Source organism: Bradyrhizobium sp. 482_C4_N1_8 (assembly GCF_052075965.1).
Classification (GTDB): Bacteria; Pseudomonadota; Alphaproteobacteria; order Rhizobiales; family Xanthobacteraceae; genus Bradyrhizobium; species Bradyrhizobium barranii.
The window spans coordinates 8,915,979-8,934,601 of record NZ_CP197231.1 but is presented as its reverse complement, the minus strand read 5'-3'; the positions used below and the strand labels follow the sequence as shown (position 1 = coordinate 8,934,601).

Below are 18,623 nucleotides of genomic sequence, written 5' to 3'. Positions count from 1 at the left end.
CTCAGGCCACCGCCGCCACCGGCGCGGCATCGTTCGGACCGAACAGCTTTCGCACCTCGGCGGCCGGCTTCGGTTTGCTGAACAGATAACCCTGCATCTCCGTGCAGCCGAGCGCGCGCAGCATCTCGCGCTGCGCCTCGGTCTCGACGCCCTCGGCGACGGTGGTCATGTGGCTCGCCGCGGCGATGTTCACCACCGCCTGCACGATCACTGGCGCGCCGCTGGTCTCCGCGATGTCGGCGACGAAGCAGCGGTCGATCTTGATCTTGTCGAACGGGAAGCGCTTCAGATAGCTCAGCGAGGAATAGCCGGTGCCGAAATCGTCGAGCGCGATGCGCACGCCGATGGACCGGAGCTGGTGCAGGATCGAGAGCGCGGCCTCGTCGTCGCGGATCAGCACGGCCTCGGTGATTTCGAGCTCGAGCCGGGAGGGAGAGAGCCCGGAGGCGGCGAGTGCGCCGGCAATCCGCAGCGCCAGCGTGTCGCATTTGAGCTGCACCGGCGAGACGTTGACCGCAATCCGCACATGCGCCGGCCAGGTCGCGGCCTCGTTGCAGGCCATGCGCAGCACCCAGTCGCCGAGCTCGTTGATCAGGCCGGTATCCTCGGCAATCGGAATGAACTCCGCCGGCGACACCCAGCCGCGTTCGGGATGCCGCCAGCGCAGCAGCGCCTCGCAGCCCGACACGTCGTTGGTGCTCAGGTCGACCAGCGGCTGGTAGTGGATCTCGAAGCCGCCATTCACCAGCGCCTGGCGCAGATCCTGCTCCATGGTCAGGCGCGCCTTGGCGCTCGCATCCATCTCCGGCTCGAAGAAGCGATGGGTGCGGCGTCCTTCGGCCTTGGCGCCGTACATCGCAAGATCGGCGTGCTTGATGAGCTGGTCGAGATCGGTCCCGTCCTGCGGCGCCAGCGCGATGCCGATGCTGGCGTCGGTGGAGAGCTGATGGCCGAGGCAGTGATAGGGCTGGCGGATCGCCTCGTAGATCCGCGTCACGAACGATAGCACGTCCGCAGAGGACTGGATTCCGGTCTGGATCACGGCGAATTCGTCGCCGCCGAGCCGCGCGATCAGGTCGCTCTTCTTGAGGCAGCCGCGCAGCCGGGTCGCGATCGCCTTCAGCAGCTCGTCGCCGACGTGATGGCCGAGCGAATCGTTGATGCCCTTGAATTCGTCGACGTCGATATAGAGCAGCGCGAACTGTTCGCCGCCGGCGACCTTCGCCAGCTCGCGCTCGATCTGTTCGCGGAACAGCGTGCGGTTCGGCAGGTCGGTCAGCGCATCGTAATGCGCCATATGCGCGATCTTCTCGTGGGCGCGCCGCCGCTCGGTGACATCCTCGACGACGCTGATGAGGTAGCGCGGCTCGCCGGACTTGTCGCGAATGCCGATCCGGGTCGAGGTGATGTAGCGCGGTCCCTTGGTCTGGCTCTGCCAGGTGTGCTCGTCCTTGAACAATCCCCCGGGCGCCTGCAGCGCCTTGCTGTCGTCGTCGTTGACGATCCTGGCGGCGGCCTCCGGATACATGTCGAAAGGAGTCTTGCCGACGATGACGTCACCCGACTGGCCGAACTGCTCCTCGGCGGTCCGGTTGACCAGCAGATATTGCCGCGTCAGGGCATCCTTCACCGTGATCTGCGAGGGGATGTGATCGATGATCTCGCGCAGGAACATGTAGTTGCGGTCGCGCTCCTGCTCCAGATTGCGCCGCTCGGTGATTTCCTCGATCGTGGCGACCCATCCGCCCTGCGCCAGCGGGGTGTTGATGACCTGGAAGGCGCGGCCGTTGGGCAGTTCGTGGATCCTGCTGGAGACCTTGCCCTCGGCGACGACCCGCATCACATCGGTGCAAAACGTCTCGACGTCGCCGCCGAACGTGCCACGCTCCTTGCGATGCTGCATCGCCTCGCGGATGTGACAGCCGGGCTTGATGATGTCGTCGGACAGGCCGAACATCTCGGAGTAGCGGCGGTTGCAGGTGACGATAAATCCGGCGGCGTCGTACAGGATCAGCCCTTGCGACATGTTGTTCAGGGCGGTGTCGAGCCGGAGCCGTTCCGCTTCGATCCGCTCCTGGGCTTCCCGGTTCTGCCGGCTGATCTGGCGGATGATCAGGAAGAGGATCAATGCGATCACGATCGCCGAAAGCGTTGCCGTGGTGACCATGAAGCCGGTCTGCTGACGCCAGTCGGCCAGCGCGGCGCTCGTGGTGTTGGTCGCGACGATGACCAGCGGGAAATGCGACAGCGAGGCCCCCGAGCCGAGGCGGTCCTCGCCGTCGATCGGACCCTTGACGCGCAGCGTGTGCCGGCCGCCCTCGGCCAGCATCTTGCGCATCAGCGGCGCGTCCTTGAAATTCCTGCCGATCAGCTCTTCGACATGTGGATAGCGCGCCAGCATCTTGCCTTCGCGATCGAACAGCGAGATCGCCGTACCCTCGGCAAGCGCGACAGAAGCGAAATACTGCCGGTAGCTGTCCGGATCGATCCGCCGGACCATGGCGCCGAGGAAGGTGCTGCCGTCCGCGCCGCTCAGCCGCCGCGCGACGATCGTGGTCCATTTGCCGATGATGAAGCTGCGGACGGATTCCAGGATGACCGATTCGGCCATCGGATCGGATTTGAACGTCTGGAAATAGGCGCGCGAGGAGACGTTGATCTTGGGCAGCGGCTCGGCCCGCGACCAGTTGATCAGCTCGCCGTCGGCATCGTAGATCGCGATGTCGCCGAGATAGGAGACGGAGCTGATCTTGCTCCGCAGCATCTGATTCGTCGCGAGCCCGGACATGCGCTCGCGGAACATCGCCGGCGAGGTGATCTCCGGCAGGTTCATCTGCCCGATCAGGTCGGCGGCGACGACGTCGGAATCCTGGAATTGCTGATCGAAGTGCCGTGCGATCAGCTGCACCGTGTTTTCCAGCTCGCGCTCGCGGTTGGCCAGGGTGCGCTCGCGGAATTCGCCGACGGCCATGGCGGTCACGGCGAAGATCCCGGCGACCAGCAACACGCCGCACAGGGTCAGCCAGAGGACAGGACCACGCCGCGCCAAGGCCGCCCAGCCGTTGGTCGCGGCTGATGACATTCCGGCTGTCACCGTGGAAAAGACCTGGCGCATTCCCCCTCCCTGGAAGGACAGGAATACACCGCACAAATGGCGCAAACCTTAGGAAAGCCAGTTACCTAAGCATTAATCCGGTTGTGCAGCCGCGCCCGTATGCAGTGGGGCGGGAATCACGTCGCGGTTGTGCCGTGCCCATCACAACCGCTGCGCTGCATCATTAACCGCAGCTTAATGCGAAGCGCCCGCGCTCTTGTCGCGGCCGGCGTTGCGCAGACGTCCGACGACGCCGGTCGGGAAGAAGTAGACGCTGGCGATGAACAGCAGCCCGAGCCACAGCAGCCAGCGATCGGGATGCAGCAGCCCCGGCAGCAACGGCAGGCCGGCTTCGCTCGCCGCCTTGGAGGCGACGCCCATCAGCGATTGCAGATAGTTCTGGGCGAGGATGAAGATGGTGGCGCCGATGATCGCGCCGTAGATCGTGCCCATGCCGCCGATCACCACCATCAACAGAATGTCCAGCATGATCGAGAAGCTGAGCGAGGTGTCGGGACCGGCATAGCGCAGCCACAGCGCGTTCAAAATGCCGGCGCTGGCGGCGACCAGCGCGGCGAGGCAGTTGGCGTAGGTCAGGTGGAAGACGGTGCGAAAGCCGAGCGCCTCGGCGCGAAAGCGGTTCTCGCGGATCGCCTGGAGCACGCGTCCGAACGGCGAGTTCACGACACGCAACAGAGCGAGGATCATCAGGGCTGAGACGGCGAACACCAGGTAGAAGGTGAGGATGCGGCCGTTGATCTCGAATCCGAACAGGTTCTTGGAGATCAGCACCGTGCCGGGCCGCAGCAATTCCGGCAGCTGGAAGCTGCGCCCGTCCTCGCCGCCCGTCAGCCAGGAGAGCTGCGAAGCCAGCACCTGGAAGGCGGAGGCGACCGCGAGCGTGATCATGGCAAAGAAGATCGCGGCCACCCGCAGCGAGAACAGGCCGATCGCGAGCGCGAGCAGCGCCGCGAGCGGCAGGCCGACGACGATGCCGGTCGCGACCGCGGCCCAGTTCGGGCCCATCCCGTACAGCGCGATCGCGATGGCGTAGCTGCCGATGCCGTAGAACATGGTGTGGGCGAACGACACCGAGCCGGTATAGCCGAGCAGGAGGTCGTAGGAGGCGACCAGCGCGGCGAAGACGCAGATCTTGGCCGCGACGTTCAGCGCCTTGGCACCCGGGAACAGGAACGGCGTCGCCGCCAGCGCCAGGATGATGACGATGAGGAGGAGCGTGAGCACGCGGCTCTTCGGCGGATCGCCTGACAGGAGCATCATCGGCTGGTCACCGCATAGAGGCCGCGCGGCCGCCACATCAGAATGGCGACCATCAGCAGGATGTTGGAGACGAGGGCGAGTTTCGGCACCAGGAAGCCGCCGTAATTGGCCACCATCGCGACCAGGATGGCGCCGATGAAGCAGCCGCCGATCGAGCCGAGGCCGCCGATGATGACGACGATGAAAATCAAGACGGTGAGGTCGTCGCTCATGGAGGCGTGGACCTGCTCGCGATACAGCGCCCACATCACGCCGCCGAGGCCGGCGAGCGCCGATCCCGTCATGAACACGCCGAGGAACAGGCGGCGGATGCGATAGCCGAGCGCCTCGACCATCTCGCGGTTCTCGACGCCGGCGCGGATCAGCAGGCCGAGCTTGGTGCGGTTGAGCACGAGCTGGATCGCGATGAAGACCGCGAGGCCGACGAGCATCGCCAGCACACGGTATTTGGCGATCGCGACGTCGCCGAGGATGAAGGAGCCTCGCAGCGAGGTCGGCAAGGGTGTCGGGATGATCTGCGGTCCCCACAGCGCATAGAGCGTCTGCTCGGCGACGATCAGGCCGCCCGTCGTCATCAGGATCTGCTTCAGGTGCTGGCCGTAGACGGGCAGGATCAGCACGCGCTCGACGACCAGGCCGAGCGCGCCGGACACCGCCATCGACAGCAGCGCTGCCGGCGCCAGCACCGCGAGGTTCGTCCACAGCGAATCCGCCTGCATCGAGGCCGCGAACGGCGCCAGCACGAGGGTTGCCACATAGGCGCCGACGGCGATGAAGGCGCCGTGGCCGAAATTGAGCACGTCCATCAGGCCGAACACCAGCGTCAGCCCCGAAGCCATGATGAAGATCATCATGCCCATGGCGAGACTCGCGGCGGTCAGCGTCAGCCAGGTGCTGGGTGACCCCACCAGGGGAATCATCGCAAGCGCCAGTGCGACCGGCAGCAGGATCGGCGCGAGATCGCGCTTCGGCTTCGGCAGTGGATCATTTGCGGCGAGTTCAGTCACTGATGCGCCTCCAGGCTCAGGCCGAGCAGCCGCTCCTGCAGCGGCACGTCGGCGGCGAGCGCCGCCATCTCGCCGCGATGGACGATGGTGCCGTTGTCCATGACCAGCACGTTGTCGCCGAGCTCGCGGGCGGCAAAGAAATTCTGTTCGACCATCAGGATCGTCGCGCCCTTGCGCTCGATCTCCTTCAGGCACTCGATCAGTGCCATGACGATCGCGGGCGCCAGCCCCTTGGTCGGCTCGTCGATCAGCAGCAGCTTGCGCGGCTCGACGATGGCGCGCGCGATCGACAACATCTGCTTCTGTCCGCCCGAGAGGCTTCCCGCGCGCGACAGCCAGAACCGGCGCAGCGCGGGGAAGAAGCCGAAGATCCAGTCGAGCTGGGTATCGTCGAGCGGCCCGTCGCGCGCCGCCAGCACCAGGTTTTCCTTCACCGTGAGGTCGGAAAACACCGCCATGCTCTCCGGCACGTAGCCGACGCCGAGCCGCGCGATGTCGGGCGTGGCGCGGCTCTCGATGCGCTCGCCTGCGAGCGTGATTTCGCCGCTGGAGGCCTGCCACAGGCCCATCACGGTGCGCAGCGTCGTGGTCTTGCCGGCGCCGTTGCGGCCGAGCAGCATGGTGGTCTGGCCCTGCGGTACCGCGAGGTCGATGCCCTGGAGGATGTGGTAGCGGCCGATATGCGTGTGCACGCCGGAGAGTTTGAGCAGATCTGTCATGCGGCACTCTTTGGAGCAACGCCGAGATAGGCTTCCTGCACGATCGGTGAGGCGATCACCTCGGCCGGCGGACCGTCGGCGACAAGTTGTCCGTTGTGCAGCACGATGATGCGGTCGGCGAGCGAGCGCACCACGTCCATCTTGTGCTCGACGAGGAGGATGATCTTGCTCTTGTCCTGCTTGAGCTGGGCGATCAGGTTCAGCACGACCGGCACCTCGTCGATGCTCATGCCCGCGGTCGGCTCGTCGAACATGAACACTTTGGGTTCGAGCGCGATCATCAGCGCGACCTCGAGCTTGCGCTGGTCGCCATGCGACAGCGCAGTGGCGGCGACGCCGCGGCGATTGCCGAGTGCGACCTGGTCGAGGATGGCATCGGCGCGGGCGATCAGGTCGCGGCGGACCATCCAGGGCCGCAGCATGTCGTAATGGGTGCCGCTGGCCGCCTGCACCGCGAGGCGGACGTTCTCTTCCACGGTGAGATTCGGAAACAGGTTGGTGAGCTGGAAGGCGCGGCCAAGGCCCGCGCGGGTGCGCAGCGGCGCGGAATGTTGGGTGATGTCGGTGCCGTCGAATAGGATGCTGCCGTGTGAAGCGCGCAGCTGGCCCGAGATCAGGTTGAAATAGGTGGTCTTGCCGGCGCCGTTCGGCCCGACGATGGCGGTGAGCTCGCCGGGGCGGAACGTGCAGGTGACGTTGTTGACCGCGACATGGCCGCCGAAGCGGATGGTGAGGTCGCGCGTCTCTAGCGTCAGGGCCATGAGGATAACTCTGGAATAGGGAAGGATCCTCTCCCCGCACGGGCGGGGAGAGGGGATTCGATATCAGCGCTTGTTGCGGACCGGAACGTCCATGTCCTCGATCTTCAGCTCGCGTACCGGCTCGAGCACGGCCCAGGCGACGTTCGGATCGACCTTGACCTTGAAGTGATACATGCTCTGCAGCGCCTGATGGTCCTCCTTGCGGAACACCATCTTGCCCTTCGGCGTGTCGAACTCCAGGCCTTCCATCGCCGTGATCAGCTTCTCGGTGTCGGTCGACTTCGCCTTGGTGACGGCGGCGACGACGGACATCGCGGCGGCGAAACCGCCCGCGGTGAAGAAGTCCGGCGGCGCGTTGAAGCGCTTCTGGTGCTCGGCGACCAGCCAGTCGTTCACCGGGTTCTTCGGGATGTCGTAGTAGTAATAGGTCGCGCCTTCCATGCCGGGCAGGCCCTTATACGCCGCGAGCGCCGGCAGGATGTTGCCGCCGGTCGAGAGCTCGATGCCGTAGCGCTTCGGGTCCATGTCCTGCAGCTTGGCCAGCGGATTGCCGGCGCCGGCCCAGATCACCCAGATCACCTTGCGGCCGGGCTTGTCCTTGAGAGCGTCGAACAGGCGCTGGCCGACCGCGGTGAAGTCGGTGGTGTTGGTCGGGGCGTATTCTTCCGCGGCGAGCGTCGCGCCGGTCTTGGCGAGCGCCTCCTTGAAGGCGGCGACGCCGTCGCGGCCGAAGGCATAGTCCTGCGCCAGCGTGGCCACGGTGACGCCCTGCTTGCCGATCGCGACCGCGTTCGAGATTGCGTCCTGCGACGAGTTGCGCGCGGTGCGGAAGATGTAGCGATTCCACTTCTCGCCGGTAATCTGATCCGCGACGGCGGGCTCGACGATCAGGATCTTCTTGTTCTCCTCGGCGACGGGGAGGATGGCGAGCGCCGCGGCCGACGAGGTCGTGCCGATCGCGATGTCGGCCTTGTCGTCCTGATAGGCTTCCGCGAGCGCGGCTTTCGACAGGTCGGGCTTGCCCTGGTCGTCCTTGGTGATGACGACGATCTTGCGGCCGTCGAGCATCATGGTGCCCTTGGTGGCGTATTCAAAACCCATCTGCAGGCCGGTTTCGGTCTGCTTGGCATAGGCTTCGAGCGGGCCGGTCTTGCCGTAGATCAGCGCGACCTTGAGGTCGTCGGCCTGCGCGGAGGTGTTCGCGGCCAGGCCGAGGATGGCTGCCGTGAGAATGAGCGATCGACGCACGATGATTTCCTCCTTGAATGAACTGCCTTGATCACAGCGATTTGCACAAGTGTGCATACATTGCAATTCCACCTTCCGGCGGAGCTTGCACGAGGCTCATGTGACAGTCTCTTGACGTGCGCGTGCCGGATCGTCGCAGGCCGCGATGAGTTCGCGTTAACGATCCCCTGGCTTCACATCAGCCCATGCGTTTCCTCAGGCCGCCTCAGAGCAAGCCCTGCGCCAGATCCGGAGTTTTGCGCGGGAATGCCTGAAATTGCGGCGGATCGCGCGCGAATGCCACAGGCGAGTGCCGATATGGCGGTGTCAGGAGTCCGAGACTCCGGACACGTGCCGTCTCGAAAGTCAGACAGGCGGCGATCCCGACGCCAGTCCGAACTTGGCGAGCTTCTTGTAGAACGTCGCGCGCGAGATGCGCAGCATCCGCGCGGCTTCCGAGATCTGGCCGTTGCTGGCGGCGAGCGCATGTTCGAGCGTCTGCTTCTCGAACTCCGCCTCGGCTTCGGCATAGGGGACGACCGAGCCGGTCATCTGCGGCGCCGGTCCAGGGCCGGCCTCCGCGCTGACCGGCAGGATGTGAACGAAATCATCGCCGGTCAGGCGCCCGGAATCGCTCAGGATCAGTGCGCGTTCCAGAATGTTGCGGAGCTCGCGGACGTTGCCGGGCCAGTCGTAGCGCGCGAGCGCCGACAATCCGCTCGGCGTGATCCTGGCATTGAGGAAATCGCCGGAGGCGCTGATGTCCTCGATCAGCCGCGCACAGATGTCGGGCAGATCGTCGAGGCATTTTCTCAGAGGGGGCAGGTCGATCGAGAGCACGTTGAGGCGGTAGTAGAGATCGGCGCGGAAGGCGCCGTCGCTGACGCGCTTGCGCAAATCCACATTGGTCGCGGCAATGACGCGCACGTCGACCTTGCTGATCTTGTCCGAGCCGAGCGGCTCGATCTCGCGCTCCTGCAGCACGCGCAACAGCTTGGCCTGCAATTGCAGCGGCATCTCGCCGATCTCGTCGAGGAACAGCGTGCCGCCATCGGCGATCCGGAACTTGCCCTCGCGCCCCCTGCGGTCGGCGCCGGTATAGGCGCCCGGAGCAGTGCCGAAGAATTCGGACTCGATCAGCGTTTCCGGGATCGCCGCGACATTGACGCTGACGAACGGTTTTTCCGCGCGCGAGGACGCATTGTGGATCGCCTGCGCCAGCAGCTCCTTGCCGGTGCCGGTCTCGCCGGTGAGCAGCACGGTCACGCTCTGCCGCGCCGCGCGTTTGGCGAACTCCTTGGCCTGCGCGATCGCCGCTGTCGTGCCGACGAAATCGGCAAGGGTGAAGCGCGCCGCGCGGGCGTTGGACAATTGCCGCCGCGCCAGCCGCAGATCGCTCTCGAGCTGGGTGACGCGGGCAAGCAGCGGCTTGAGACTCTCGAGGTGGTCGTAGAGCACGAACCCGATCGCGCCGATGACGTTGCGGTCCTCGTCCTCGATCGGCATGCGCGTCACCACGAGCTGTTCGCCGCCGAGCTCCATGATGTCGAGCAGGATCGGCTCGCCGCTCTCGGCGACGTTCCGCATCAGGCTGTTCGGGATGATCTCCTCGATCGGCCGGCCGATCGCTTCGGTGGTCTGCTTGAGGCCCAGCGACGCCAGATATTTCTCGTTGACGTAGATCACCCGCCCGCCGCGATCGATCGCGATCGCGCCCTCGCACAGATGCTCCAGCCGCTCGAACAGCGTCACCATCGCCCGCGCGCGGACATAGGCGGGATCGCTGACGTCGGGGGAGGAGGGCATGGCGTACCTCAGGGAAGTCCGCCCGTGTATTAGCAAAAGGGCAGTAATTTCAAAGGGGGAAATGGGTGTTGCGGATGCGAGCCGCCCCCACCGCTGTCATGCCCCGGCTTGACCGGGGCATCCAGTACGCCGCGGCCTATCGGTTCAACCACAACCGTCTCGGCGTACTGGGTCGCCCGGTCAAGCCGGGCGACGACATCGAGATTGGAGCGGCGCTTGGGCTCTTACCGCCGATACCCGCTCGCCCGAGAATAGCCCTGCCGGTTCTGCTGCGTCGGGCGGTTGGACACGCCGGGACGGGATTCGCTGGAGGTGGGGGTGGCGAGCTTGAGCTCCTCCAGGAAGATCGGCCGGGCGAAATAATAGCCTTGCGCGTAGCGGATCTTGGTCGCGGCCTGGAGATAGGCCAGCTCCTCGTAGGATTCGAGGCCTTCGGCGATCACGGTCATCCCGAGCGCTTCGCTCAGGGATTCGATCGCGCGCAAGATGCCCTGGCTGCGCGGACGCTTATGGATGTCGGTGATGAACGAGCGGTCGATCTTGATCTCGTCGGCGGTGATGTCGGCGAGCGCCGAGAGCGAGGAATAGCCGGTGCCGAAATCGTCGATGGAGATGCCGACGCCGAGCTTGCGGAACATCGGCAGGATCTCGGTCTGGAAATGATTCTTGGCGACGAAGGCGTCTTCCGTCACCTCGATCATGAAGCGCTGCGGAAAGCCGGTCTCGTCCAGCGCCCGCGCGAAACTGCGCATGAATTCGGGATTGCCGGCCTGCTTGGCGGCGACGTTGATGCTGATGGTCGCTTCCGCGCCGAAGCTGTCGTTGATCAGGTCGATCGACTTGACGATCTCGGCGAGCACGAGATGGGTGAGCTCGTCGATGAGTCCCAATTCGCCGGCAAGGTTGATGAACGAGCCCGGCGCCTGGATCACGCCCTCGTCGTCGCGAAGGCGCACCAATGCCTCGATGCCGGTCACGGCCTGGGTGCGGATGTCGACCTTGGACTGGAACGCGCAGCAGAAGCGCTTTTCGAGGATGGCGAGCCGCAGCGACTGCTCGATCTTCATCCGCGCCAGCGCCTCGCGCTCCATGCTGGCGTCGAAGAAGGCCGCCGAGCCCTTGCCGCTGTTCTTGATGCGGTACATCGCGATGTCGGCGTTCTGGCGCAGCGTCTCGAAGCTGCGGCCGTGGTCGGGATAGAGGCTGACGCCGACGGAGGTGGAGGCGAAGACCTCCGAATTGTCGATGAAGAACGGTGCGGTCAGCCGCTCCAGCGTCGCTTGCATGAATTCGGCGACTTCCTCCTGGCTCTGGATCGGGGAGAGCAGCAGCAGGAATTCGTCGCCGGAGATGCGCGACAGCATGTCGGAATCGCGCAGGTCGCGCCCGAGCCGCTTCGACAGCTCGACCAGCAGCGCATCGCCGACGGCGTGGCCGTAATAGTCGTTGATGTGCTTGAAATTGTCGACGTCGAGAAAGGCGAGCGCGAAACGCTCGCCTTTGCCGTCGCGCGCGAGCAGGCTGGCGGCGCGATGCTCGATCACGCGCCGCGAGGGCAGGCCGGTCAGCTCGTCGAAATAGGCCGAGCGGAACAGCTGGTCCTCGAAATTCTTCTGTTCGGTGATGTCGGAGGAGGCCGAGATCAGCAGCTCGCGTCCGGCAACGCGGACGGGGCGATGGGTGGTCAGCAGCACCTGGCGTGCAGCTCCATCCTGGAGCGCTTCCTCGGAGATGACTGCCTCGCCGGACCTCAGTGCCCGCTGGCAGGCTTCCCGGCGCGGCGTCAGATCGGGCGACGGACGGCTGCCGTCCATGCCGAGCTGAGCGGCCGCGACATCGTTAACCAGGAGAAGCTCGCCCTGCGCGTCCTGCACGGTCAGACCGGCAGGCAGCATTCTAACGATTTCCTTGAGAAATCCGAGTTCGGCTTCACTCGCGCCGGAATATCTGTTGTCGTTCATAGAAGTCATGAATCTTGTTGTTTCAACGCGCCTTTGCAATGGACGCGATCTTGCGCAGTTCCCTCTTAGGTTTGGTTAAGGGGTACGGAGAAATACGGGGGTGTTTTGCGGCGATGCGACGCGCCCGACCCATCGTCATTAACGGAGCGTCAACGCGCGCAACGAAACTGCGAGCGGGGCGCGCGTCTCTTGCGCTCGTGCCGCGTCTAACCGTTCTGCGGGATGCGGCATTGCATGATGCAATGCAGGCCGGTCTTGAGATACGAGACCTCGGACTTGCCGTCGAAAGCCGACAGCGCTGACTTCAGCAGCTTGGTGCCGAAGCCGGGCTCGGAGACCTTGTCGATGCTCGGGCCCTCGGTTTCGTCCCAGGTGACGGTCAGACGGTCGCCGCTGACGGTCCACGACACCTGCAATAATCCGCGCGGCGCGGAGAACGCACCATATTTGCCCGCGTTGGTGGCGAGCTCGTGAAACATCAGCGACAGCGTGACCGCGAGCTTCGGCGGCAGGAACAGCCGGTCGCCGTTGAGCGTGAAGCGGACATGGCCGTAAGGTCCGAGCTCTGCGATCAGGAGATCGCGGATATCGCAGCCGCCCTTGTCGATCCGCGAGATCAGATCGTCGGTTGCAGCCAGCGACCGTAGCCGCGGATCGATCCGGGCCCAGACCTGCGGCTGGTCGTGCAGCACCTGGTGCAGCACGGCGTGCGCGGTCGACAGCTTGTTCTTCAGCCGATGCTGCAGCTCGTCGACCAGCAGCTTGCGGTATTCTTCTTCCTCGATCAGCCGTTTGGAAATCCGGCGCTGTTCCGCCAGCATCCCGCGATAGTGCTCGACGCCCCAGATCGTGAGTGCGGAGACGCCCCAATAAAGGGTCAGCAAGGTGAACCTGGAGCGATCGGCAAGAGCGTCGCTGAAATTGACGACGACGCCGAGCACGCCGCCGATCAGCGCGGTGATGATGCCGATCCGCAAGCCGCCGAACGCGGCGGCAAAGAACACGGCCGGAAAGTACGGGGTGAAGTAGACGTCGGGCCGCACATGCGCGAGACCCCAGCGCGCCACCGTCGCAACCAGCAGGCAGGCGACCGCGAAGCCGAGGCTCAGAGCGAGGGATGGCGCTGCCACGCCCTGCCAGCCCTTGCGGAATTCGTCGATCAGCTTCTCCATGCCCGGCCCGGTTGCGCTATGCGCGCGTAAATCGAGAAAGGAGCGGGAATGTTACGCATGTCGCATGCACAAGCAAAGCTTGCCTTGTCGCAGACCGGCAGGAATAGTGACTGTCGCGGCGCCGAGATCGATCGGCGTCCGCCATTTGACATCAAATCATTCGAAAACAGGAACATTCCATGGGTAGGTTGGATGGCAAGGTTGCGGTGATTACGGGCGCGACGAGCGGGATCGGCCTGCGTACCGCGGAAGTCTTCGTTGCCGAAGGTGCCAAAATTGTGATCGCGGGGCGGCGCATACCGGAAGGCGAGGCGCTGGCGAAGCAGCTCGGGGTCAATTGCATCTTTCGCCAGACCGACGTGACGGTCGAAGCGCGGATGCAGGCGCTGATCGCGCTCGCGGTCGAGAAGTTCGGCCGGATCGACTGCCTGTTCAACAATGCCGGCGGCCCGGCGCAGACCGGGGGCATCGAAGGCCTCGATGTCGAGCGGTTCGACGCGGCGATGGCGACCCTGGTGCGCAGCGTCATGCTCGGCATGAAGCATGCCGCGCCCGTCATGAAGAAGCAGGGTTCTGGCAGCATCATCAACAATGGCAGCATCGCAGGCCGTCTTGCCGGCTTTTCCTCGTCGGTCGTCTATGGCGCGGCCAAGGCGGCGGTGATCCATCTCACCAAATGCGTGGCGATGGAGCTCGGCGAGTCCAACGTGCGCGTCAACTCGATCTCGCCCGGTGCGATCGCGACCGGCATTTTCGGCAAGGCGCTGGGGCTCGCGACCGATGCGGCGGAGGCGACGCCTGCCGTGATGCGCGAAGTCTTCAAGACCGCACAGCCGATCCCGCGCGCGGGCCTCCCCGATGACATCGCGCAGGCCGCGGTGTTTCTGGCGAGCGACGAATCCAGCTTCGTCAACGGACACGATCTCGTCGTCGACGGCGCCGTCACCGGCGGCCGCAACTGGAGCCAGCAGCAGCAGGGTTACGTCGCCATGCGCAAGGCGTTCGATCAGGAGGCGTAGTAGCGGCAGGTGACGGTGCCGTAGGGTGGGCAAAGCGAAGCGCGCCCACCAATTCTTTCTTCGCGAGGAATGGTGGGCACGGCGCTACGCGCCTTTGCCCACCCTACGAAAACGGTGCCTAAACCGTCTTCACCCGCACCCGCAAGCCATCCCGCGGCTTCGGGATCGGCCACATCTGCCAGTCCGGCTTGTAGCCCGGCTCCAGCGACACTTCGAGGTTCTGCAAAAAGTGCCGGGCAAAACACTTCGCCTGCATGTAGGCGAAGTGCAGGCCGAGGCACATATGCGCGCCGCCGCCGAACGGCACCCAGGCGAAGCGATGCCGGTTGCGCTGGGCTTCCTCGGTGAAGCGCAAGGGATCGAAGCGATCCGGCTCCGGCCAGATGTCCTTCATGTGGTGGGTGTAGAGCGGATTGACGCCGACGGCGGTACCGGCCGGAATCGTAAAACCCTTGAAGGTGAAATCGCGCATCGCACGGCGCGGCATCGACGGCACCGGCGGCTTGATCCGCAGGGCCTCCTTGAACGCCATCTCCGACAGCGGCATTTTTTCGAGGTCGTCGAAGCTGCTCGGCGAACCCGGTGCGAGCCCCAGCGCAAGAACCTCCGCGCGCAATCTATCCTGCCAGTCCGGATTGGCGGCGAGCTCGCCGATGAAGGAGGTCAGCGACGAGGTCAGCGTGTCGTGCGCCGCCATCATCAGGAAGCTCATATGGTCGATGATGTCCTGCTCGGAGAGCAGGGCGCCATCCTCGTGGGTGGCGCGGCAGAGCTGCGAGAACAGATCGTCGCCGCCGTGATTGCCGCGTCGCAGCGGGATCTGCTCGCGGAAATAGGCGACGATGCGTTTGCGTCCCTTCACGCCAGCCGCCATCTGCGTGCCCGGCAGCGGCCGGCGGATCGGGGCGACCGCGGCCGCGACCATGTCGACGAACGCGCGGTTGATCTCGTCGACCTCCGGCCCGATATCCGCGCCGAGGAACGACGCCGCCGCGAGGTCGAGCGTGAGCTGCTTCATCGCCGGATAGAGCTTCATCTCGCCGGGCTTCGCCTTCCACTGCGCGACGCGCGCGGCGATGCCGTAGTCGAGATCGCTCAGATACGACTTCATCGGCCCCGACTTGAACGCGACCGACAGCGCCTTGCGATGCAGACGGTGCTCGTCGAAATCGAGCAGCATCAGGCCGCGCGGAAACAACAGGCCCAGCACCTTGTTCCAGCCATGTGTCGACGAGAACAGCTTTTGCTGGTCGAACAGCACGAGCTCGTTGGCCTCGGGCCCGAGCAGCACGACATTGGTCTCGCCGAAAATATGGGTGCGGTAGACCGGGCCGTATTTGGCGCCGTTCGCCTCGATATGTCCCTTGGGGTCGGCGAGCACCTGAAAGGTCTTGCCGATGATCGGCCAGCCCTCGTCGCCAGGGATGTGCGTCAGCTCGTTGCGCCTGGGTGCGGTGAACGGAAGCGCAGGGGCGACATTCTGCATCGACATGACGATTGCTCCGGTTGACCGACCGAACAGGCGCGCGAACACAGATGACTACGACCCGCGCCAGCTGACCGGGGTCAGCATAGCACAGGCCGGTATGTCTTTCTTGTGAACGTCGTTACAAGCGTAGTTCCGACGGGCCTACCGCTTCGCCGCTTCCTTCTGCAAATCCGGGGCGTTGACGGCGGGAATGGCGACGCGGCCGGCGCCGGTCACCTTCAAGGCCTCTGCAGCCTTTTCGTTCTCCATGATCTTCGCCATCACGGCCTGCCCGGCGCGTTCGAAGATCGCGCGGTTCTCAATCACGAACTTTTGCGACTTCCGCAATCCGTCGATATAGCCGTTGATCTCCGGCACGACGTAGCGCGCCACCAGGTCCCAGCTTCGGCGGGTATTTTCGGGATTGGCCCAATCGTGCACGAAGCCGATCACGGCGCCGACGCCGCCCGACACCTGCATCACGTTCTTGATCATCTTGACGAGGTCGTCGGGCGTGCCGATCACGGAGGCCGCACCGTCGACGAAAGCGGTCTTGTCCACGGCCTCGTCGGGCGAGGCGAACGCGGTCAGGCCCGGCCGCTGCAGCGTGCCGACATTATATTCGTTGTGCCAGCGCATCAGGCCGGCGCCGGCTTCGCGGCGGGCCTGCTCGCGGGTCTCGGCGAGGTGCCAGGTCAGCAGCACGCGCCAGTTCGCCCGATCCACCTTGGTGCCGTGCTTCTTGGCGGCGTCCTCGGCGAACTGCCATTGCTGTTGCAGGGACATCAACCCTTGCGTCGTCATCGAGCCCAGCGAGATGATGCCGATGCCGTATTTGCCGGCGAGCGTCATGCCCGACGGCGAGATCTGCGAGGCCACCACGAACGGCATCTCCTCCTGCAAGGGCAGGATCTGGAGTGCGGCGTCGTTCATGGTGAACCAGTCGCTCTTCGCGGTGACGCGTTCGCCGTTGAACAGGCGGCGGATCACGCCGATGGCCTCGTCCTGGCGGTCGCGCTGCGTCATCGGGTCGATGCCGAGCGTGTGCGCGTCCGACGCCAGCGCGCCGGGGCCGGAGCCGAAGATGGCGCGGCCGCCGGTCATGTGGTCGAGCTGCACCATGCGCTGGGCGACGTTGAAGGGATGATGATAGGGCAGCGACACCACGCCGGTGCCGAGCTTGATCCGCTTGGTGCGCTCGCCGGCCGCGGCCAGAAACATCTCGGGCGAGGCGATCATCTCCCAGCCGGAGGAATGATGCTCGCCGCACCAGAACTCGTCATAGCCGAGCGCGTCGAGCTGCTCGACCAGGTCGAGATCGCGCCGGAACTGGAGCATCGGATGCTCCCCGATCGGGTGATGCGGGGCAAGGAAGGCTCCGAACTTCAGGCGCGCCATGGCGTTCTCTCCGGCTGAATTTTCTGTTTGTTGAGGCGATGAGGCTACGTGCTGGCGATAGCGAAGGCAATCGCGCGGTGTCCCGCGCGGCGGAATGCAGGCATGCGTTGAGACGCTGCAACGACCTGCCTGGCCTGCATGGTTCGAGACGCCCGCTTCGCGGGCTCCTCACCGTGAGGGTCTAACACCTCGCCGCGAAGCGAGACCTCATCCTGAGGAGACCGCGCAGCGGTCGTCTCGAAGGATGGCCGCAAAGGGACTGTTCACCAAATTTGCCGCGAAGAACGCCGCTACCGCGTCATCCTGTTCCACGCATCCAGCCCGGCGATCTTGTACGCCTCCGCCAGCGTCGGATAGTTGAACGTGTTCTGGATGAAATAGTCGATGGTGCCTTTGAGGTTCAGCACGGCCTGGCCGATATGGATCAGCTCGGTGGCGCCTTCGCCGAGGATGTGCACGCCGAGCAACCGGCGCGTCTTGGTCGAGAAGATCATCTTCATCATGCCGCTGTTCAGCCCCATGATGTGGCCGCGCGAGGTCTCGCGGAAGCGTGCGATGCCGACCTCGTAGGGAATGCCGCGCGTGCGCACCTCTTCTTCGGTGAGTCCCGTCGTCGATATTTCCGGCACCGAATAGATGCCGTAGGGGAAGAACTCCGGCGGCGCGAGCGGCTCCATGCCGAGCGCGTGGCAGGCGGCGACGCGTCCCTGCTCCATCGAGGTGGAAGCAAGGCTCGGAAAGCCGATCACGTCACCGGCGGCGTAGATGTGCGGCACGCTGGTCTGCAAGGTCACGGGATCGACCGAGATGCGGCCGCGATGGTCGACGACGATGCCGGCCGCCTCTAAGTTTAGCCGGTCGGTCGCGCCGACGCGCCCCGCCGCGAACAGCAGCATTTCCGTGGTGACGTGCCGCCCGTCCGACAAATGCGTGACGATGCCACCCTGCGCAGTCTTCTCGATCGAATTGACCTTGGCGCCGAGCCGCAGCGCGACGTTGCGGTCGCGCAGCTCGTGCACGAATTCGTCGATCAATTCCTTGTCGATGAAATCGAGGAAGGTCGGCCGCGGCTCGATCAGGGTCACTGGCACGTCGAGCGCGCTGAAGATGGTGGCGTATTCGACGCCGATCACGCCGGCGCCGATCACAGCCAGGCTGCGCGGCAGCTTTGCCAGCTCGATGATCTCGTCGCTGTCGAGCACGGTGGTGCCGTCGAACGGCACGTAGTCGGGGCGGAACGGGCGCGTGCCGCAGGCGATCAGGATGAAGGCGGCCGACACCACCTTTACCTCGCCAATTGAGCTCGTGATCTCGACCTCGTGCGGTGAGACCAGCCGCGCCTCGCCATTGGCGGTGCGCACCAGGTTGCGGCTGAACTGATGCTCGAGTACCTCGACCTCATGGTCGAGCGTCTTCTGAAGACGGATCATCAGGTCGCTCGCCGCGATGTCCTGCTTCACCTTGTAGGAGCGGCCGTAAAAGCCACGCTCGCGCCAGCCGGAGAGATTGAGCACGGTCTCGCGCAGGGTCTTTGAAGGAATCGTCCCGGTATGGACCGAGACGCCGCCGACCCGTCGGCCCTTCTCCACCACCAGCACGGCCTTGCCGAGCTTGGCACATTGCACCGCGGCCCGGCGCCCCGACGGGCCCGAGCCGATCACCACCATGTCGTAGTCGTACATCCGGAAAACTTCCGAGCCCGCGAAACCA

General features: G+C 65.0%; 13 protein-coding genes. 1 reads left to right on the top strand and 12 read right to left on the bottom strand.

Annotation, left to right across the window (positions count from 1 at the left end; genetic code table 11):
* Position 1: 1 nt before the first annotated feature.
* The 9 genes from AB7Z56_RS42260 to AB7Z56_RS42220 form a co-directional block, all read right to left on the bottom strand.
* Positions 2–3,115, bottom strand: a complete 3,114-nt coding sequence (locus tag AB7Z56_RS42260) for a bifunctional diguanylate cyclase/phosphodiesterase (protein ID WP_063980069.1) — start codon at positions 3,113–3,115, stop codon at positions 2–4.
* 174 nt (positions 3,116–3,289) lie between these two features.
* Positions 3,290–4,375, bottom strand: coding sequence for a branched-chain amino acid ABC transporter permease (locus tag AB7Z56_RS42255; RefSeq protein ID WP_028149341.1), 1,086 nt, complete (start codon positions 4,373–4,375; stop codon positions 3,290–3,292).
* Positions 4,372–5,382: a branched-chain amino acid ABC transporter permease gene (locus AB7Z56_RS42250; protein WP_063980068.1), complete on the bottom strand. Its 1,011-nt coding sequence runs from the start codon at positions 5,380–5,382 to the stop codon at positions 4,372–4,374. Before AB7Z56_RS42250 ends, AB7Z56_RS42255 begins: the two co-directional genes overlap by 4 nt.
* The gene (locus AB7Z56_RS42245) at positions 5,379–6,101 is read right to left on the bottom strand and encodes an ABC transporter ATP-binding protein (RefSeq protein ID WP_063980067.1); all 723 of its coding nucleotides are present in this window, start codon (positions 6,099–6,101) and stop codon (positions 5,379–5,381) included. Before AB7Z56_RS42245 ends, AB7Z56_RS42250 begins: the two co-directional genes overlap by 4 nt.
* Positions 6,098–6,862, bottom strand: a complete 765-nt coding sequence (locus tag AB7Z56_RS42240; RefSeq protein WP_028155337.1) for an ABC transporter ATP-binding protein — start codon at positions 6,860–6,862, stop codon at positions 6,098–6,100. The genes AB7Z56_RS42245 and AB7Z56_RS42240 overlap by 4 nt, the downstream gene beginning before the upstream one ends.
* A 63-nt stretch (positions 6,863–6,925) precedes the next feature.
* The gene (locus AB7Z56_RS42235) at positions 6,926–8,110 is read right to left on the bottom strand and encodes a substrate-binding domain-containing protein (protein WP_063985950.1); all 1,185 of its coding nucleotides are present in this window, start codon (positions 8,108–8,110) and stop codon (positions 6,926–6,928) included.
* Positions 8,111–8,455: 345 nt separating this feature from the next.
* On the bottom strand, positions 8,456–9,895 hold the full coding sequence (locus tag AB7Z56_RS42230) for a sigma-54 interaction domain-containing protein (protein ID WP_063980066.1): 1,440 nt from the start codon (positions 9,893–9,895) through the stop codon (positions 8,456–8,458).
* Between the two features lie 224 nt (positions 9,896–10,119).
* The gene (locus tag AB7Z56_RS42225) at positions 10,120–11,856 is read right to left on the bottom strand and encodes a putative bifunctional diguanylate cyclase/phosphodiesterase (protein WP_063980065.1); all 1,737 of its coding nucleotides are present in this window, start codon (positions 11,854–11,856) and stop codon (positions 10,120–10,122) included.
* A 206-nt stretch (positions 11,857–12,062) separates the two neighbouring features.
* Entirely contained in the window at positions 12,063–13,028 is a 966-nt protein-coding gene (locus tag AB7Z56_RS42220) for a sensor histidine kinase (RefSeq protein ID WP_063980064.1), read from the bottom strand.
* 179 nt (positions 13,029–13,207) lie between these two features.
* On the opposite strand from AB7Z56_RS42220, the gene AB7Z56_RS42215 reads away from it, so the two are divergent.
* Positions 13,208–14,047 carry an SDR family NAD(P)-dependent oxidoreductase gene (locus AB7Z56_RS42215; protein WP_063980063.1) on the top strand — a complete coding sequence of 280 codons (840 nt, stop codon included), beginning with the start codon at positions 13,208–13,210 and terminating at the stop codon, positions 14,045–14,047.
* A gap of 118 nt (positions 14,048–14,165) precedes the next feature.
* Here the strand turns inward: AB7Z56_RS42215 and AB7Z56_RS42210 are convergent, their stop codons facing one another.
* From AB7Z56_RS42210 to sthA, 3 genes are all read right to left on the bottom strand, one after another.
* Entirely contained in the window at positions 14,166–15,539 is a 1,374-nt protein-coding gene (locus AB7Z56_RS42210; RefSeq protein WP_063980062.1) for a cytochrome P450, read from the bottom strand.
* 138 nt (positions 15,540–15,677) lie between these two features.
* Positions 15,678–16,913 (bottom strand): LLM class flavin-dependent oxidoreductase, encoded by a 1,236-nt coding sequence (locus AB7Z56_RS42205; RefSeq protein ID WP_014491084.1) that lies wholly within the window; start codon positions 16,911–16,913, stop codon positions 15,678–15,680.
* 290 nt (positions 16,914–17,203) lie between these two features.
* Positions 17,204–18,595 carry a Si-specific NAD(P)(+) transhydrogenase gene (gene sthA / locus AB7Z56_RS42200; RefSeq protein ID WP_063980061.1) on the bottom strand — a complete coding sequence of 464 codons (1,392 nt, stop codon included), beginning with the start codon at positions 18,593–18,595 and terminating at the stop codon, positions 17,204–17,206.
* Positions 18,596–18,623: the final 28 nt, after the last annotated feature.

Bases quoted from the DNA above. Each gene is read 5' to 3' on its own strand.
- AB7Z56_RS42225 (WP_063980065.1), bottom strand. From the start codon at position 11,856: ATGAACGACAACAGATATTCCGGCGCGAGTGAAGCCGAACTCGGATTT.
- AB7Z56_RS42215 (WP_063980063.1), top strand. From the start codon at position 13,208: ATGGGTAGGTTGGATGGCAAGGTTGCGGTGATTACGGGCGCGACGAGC.
- AB7Z56_RS42255 (WP_028149341.1), bottom strand. From the start codon at position 4,375: ATGATGCTCCTGTCAGGCGATCCGCCGAAGAGCCGCGTGCTCACGCTC.
- AB7Z56_RS42240 (WP_028155337.1), bottom strand. From the start codon at position 6,862: ATGGCCCTGACGCTAGAGACGCGCGACCTCACCATCCGCTTCGGCGGC.
- AB7Z56_RS42210 (WP_063980062.1), bottom strand. From the start codon at position 15,539: ATGTCGATGCAGAATGTCGCCCCTGCGCTTCCGTTCACCGCACCCAGG.
- sthA (WP_063980061.1), bottom strand. From the start codon at position 18,595: ATGTACGACTACGACATGGTGGTGATCGGCTCGGGCCCGTCGGGGCGC.
- AB7Z56_RS42205 (WP_014491084.1), bottom strand. From the start codon at position 16,913: ATGGCGCGCCTGAAGTTCGGAGCCTTCCTTGCCCCGCATCACCCGATC.
- AB7Z56_RS42230 (WP_063980066.1), bottom strand. From the start codon at position 9,895: ATGCCCTCCTCCCCCGACGTCAGCGATCCCGCCTATGTCCGCGCGCGG.
- AB7Z56_RS42260 (WP_063980069.1), bottom strand. From the start codon at position 3,115: ATGCGCCAGGTCTTTTCCACGGTGACAGCCGGAATGTCATCAGCCGCG.
- AB7Z56_RS42220 (WP_063980064.1), bottom strand. From the start codon at position 13,028: ATGGAGAAGCTGATCGACGAATTCCGCAAGGGCTGGCAGGGCGTGGCA.
- AB7Z56_RS42245 (WP_063980067.1), bottom strand. From the start codon at position 6,101: ATGACAGATCTGCTCAAACTCTCCGGCGTGCACACGCATATCGGCCGC.